General features: G+C 35.0%; 5 protein-coding genes. All 5 read right to left on the minus strand.

The genetic code is table 11. The features are described 5' to 3' along the window. Positions 1-74: 74 nt before the first annotated feature. Entirely contained in the window at positions 75-686 is a 612-nt protein-coding gene (locus tag JWG44_RS12480; protein ID WP_205275295.1) for a hypothetical protein, read from the minus strand. A 233-nt stretch (positions 687-919) separates the two neighbouring features. Further along, positions 920-1,219, minus strand: a complete 300-nt coding sequence (locus JWG44_RS12485; protein WP_205275296.1) for a helix-turn-helix domain-containing protein — start codon at positions 1,217-1,219, stop codon at positions 920-922. Next, complete coding sequence (locus JWG44_RS12490) at positions 1,219-1,530, minus strand: type II toxin-antitoxin system RelE/ParE family toxin (RefSeq protein WP_232371625.1); 312 nt, start codon at positions 1,528-1,530, stop codon at positions 1,219-1,221. The genes JWG44_RS12485 and JWG44_RS12490 overlap by 1 nt, the downstream gene beginning before the upstream one ends. A gap of 286 nt (positions 1,531-1,816) precedes the next feature. Beyond that, entirely contained in the window at positions 1,817-2,158 is a 342-nt protein-coding gene (locus JWG44_RS12495; RefSeq protein ID WP_205275298.1) for a type II toxin-antitoxin system PemK/MazF family toxin, read from the minus strand. Beyond that, positions 2,145-2,393: a ChpI protein gene (locus JWG44_RS12500; protein ID WP_205275299.1), complete on the minus strand. Its 249-nt coding sequence runs from the start codon at positions 2,391-2,393 to the stop codon at positions 2,145-2,147. The genes JWG44_RS12495 and JWG44_RS12500 overlap by 14 nt, the downstream gene beginning before the upstream one ends. Positions 2,394-2,486 lie beyond the last annotated feature (93 nt).

Here is a 2,486-nt window from a genome sequence, read left to right on the forward strand (position 1 = left end):
CAAAGCAATGTGGCTTTAGCCCGGAGTGAGCGCGAGCGGGAACCGTGAGTCGCGAACGAAGTGAGAAGCCGAAGTTATACGCTGGATCGAAATGGTGAAAATTCATTTACCTCTTTTGACTGAAGATTTTGTGGAAGTTCGCAAAAGTTATTGTTTTGCATTGTTGTTATAAACATATTTTTTCGCAATTTTATATTCATTGAATTTTTAAATCTTATGAATGGTTCTTTTTCATACTCTGATAATGGAGTTCTATTTCCATTTGAAATTTTTTCTTTGCTTGTGATTGTAGCAATTAACCAATAATTCTCAATAATGTTAAAGATGGTCGGTTCATCTATATTTGATATTTCATTTAGGATTTTCTTTTGGTAAATGTTTTTCGGAATAATGTGTTCAAATATTAATTTTTCTTTCGGTCCATTTGCAATGGATTTTGCAGCTGCATCACTTATAAAATGTGATATTAAATATTTACGATTTACATTTGAATGTATTTTTTTATTTTTATTTTTTGACTCTTTTTTAAGCAAATCAACCATAGCACCTATATAATAATTTGAGAGAAACTTATTAAATCCCTCTTGTATTCCTTGACAGAAAAATTTATCAGTTTTTGCCTTTTCATTTATGAATTTTGATAAATCTATAATTTGTTTACTCATATTTCTAAGAATGTATTCCATTTGATTTTTCCTAAAGTTTTTTCGATCTGGCGTATAACGAAAGAGACTTCTCGACGTTCGCGTTCCCGGAGCGCCTGTGCGCGAAGGGATTGACGGAGGCTTGAGCGAACCTTAGTGAGCGATCGCAAGCCGAACGTCAAAGCGAATGTGGCGAAGCCCGAAGTGAGTCCGAGCGGGAAGCGTGAGTGACGAACGAAGCGAGAAGTCGAAGTTAGACGAAGTGGCTGAATTAATTATGCGCTTTTGCTTTTCAAATGAATGATCGGCTCAGCATCCAATGCTTTTGCCAATTTATTGATGAATGAAAGAGAAAGGTTTTTATAATTCCCCGATTCAATTCTTGCAATTGCAGGTTGCGAAGTTCCAATTTTTTCAGCTAAATCTTTTTGAGTTAAATTTCTCTTCTTTCTTAACTTTATGATTTCTTTTGCAAGAGTAAATTCATTTGAAAGAGCTTCATATTCTTTCTTAAACTCTTTATCCTTTAATTCCCTCTTCAAAAGAGAATCAAAATCTTTAGTTTTAACTTTCATCAGTTCCCTCCTCTAAAAGAATTCATGAGATTTCGTGCTTTTGTTAATTGATCTTTATTAGTCTTTTGATCCTTTTTAACATATCCAGATGTAATAATTACGATTTTATCTTTTTCAAAAAAGTAAAAGAACCGGCAAATATTTGATCCTTGTTTTACTCTTAGCTCGAATAATCCATCGATGCTTTGAATTTTCTTCGAAAAAGGCTCTCTCAATTCAGGCCCGAAATCCTTTAATAATTCAATAGTCCTAAATGATTTTGCTTTTAACTTGCTCTCTAAATTTGTAAGAAATTCTTCAGCAGGCTCCAAAAACTGAATTTTATAGGACACAAGCAAAATATATCAAATCTGATATATTTTGTCAACGTAATAAATTCAAAAAAACGCGTTCAGCCATTTCGTCTAACGAAAGAGGCTTCTCGACGTTGCGTCCGCAAGCGCCTGTGCGCGACGCGGTTGGCACGAGGTTCGAGGCGCCTTAGCGCCGGCTCGCGAACCGAAGTGACAAAGCAATGTGGCTTTAGCCCGGAGTGAGCGCGAGCGGGAACCGTGAGTCGCGAACGTAGTGAGAAGCCGAAGTTAGACGAAGTGCCCTTTAATCTAAGCCTGTAACGAGTTTAAGCCCTGTTTCAACTTCATTTAATTTAGTTGATTTGAGTTTTCCCGCTTTATTAATAAATCTTTCTTTGTCTAAAGTCACAATTTGAGAGACATTTACGACGGAGTCTTTTGATAAATTCGAATCTTTCTTACTAATTAGAACATTACCGGGTGCTTCAGATAGATTTAAATTCGATGTAATTGCAATCGAAACTATTGTATTAATATTACTTTGATTAAAAGAATCATCTTGAATTATGAGAACCGGACGTTTAAACCCAGGTTCACTTCCAAAGGGAATTCCTAAATCCACCCACCAGAGCTCACCACGAATCATTTTTTAAACTCTTGCGAAGCGATTCTACGGATAAATCAGTAATAATATTTTTAGGTTCTTTGAATTTGCTATTATAGACTTTATTTAATTTTTCAGTTATAGATTCTTTGCTATGGGATTGGATAAATTCTTCCAATGCTTTTGCAAATAACTGACTCCGAGGAATGCCAAGCTTTTTAGCCGTCTTTTCAGCAGTTTTAAATAACTCATCAGGAATTGAAATAGCCGTTTTCATATCATTGGTATAACCTTGGTCATACCAATGTCAACTTTAAAATGAGCAAATTTTTGTCCCAAAATTAGAAAATAAACTGCCAAGCTATCTTTT

Source organism: Leptospira ainazelensis, from assembly GCF_016918785.1.
Classification (GTDB): Bacteria; Spirochaetota; Leptospiria; order Leptospirales; family Leptospiraceae; genus Leptospira; species Leptospira ainazelensis.

What these genes read in the sequence shown, in the direction of transcription:
- JWG44_RS12480 (WP_205275295.1), bottom strand. Translation starts at nt 686, where the DNA reads ATGGAATACATTCTTAGAAATATGAGTAAACAAATTATAGATTTATCA.
- JWG44_RS12485 (WP_205275296.1), bottom strand. Translation starts at nt 1,219, where the DNA reads ATGAAAGTTAAAACTAAAGATTTTGATTCTCTTTTGAAGAGGGAATTA.
- JWG44_RS12495 (WP_205275298.1), bottom strand. Translation starts at nt 2,158, where the DNA reads ATGATTCGTGGTGAGCTCTGGTGGGTGGATTTAGGAATTCCCTTTGGA.
- JWG44_RS12500 (WP_205275299.1), bottom strand. Translation starts at nt 2,393, where the DNA reads ATGAAAACGGCTATTTCAATTCCTGATGAGTTATTTAAAACTGCTGAA.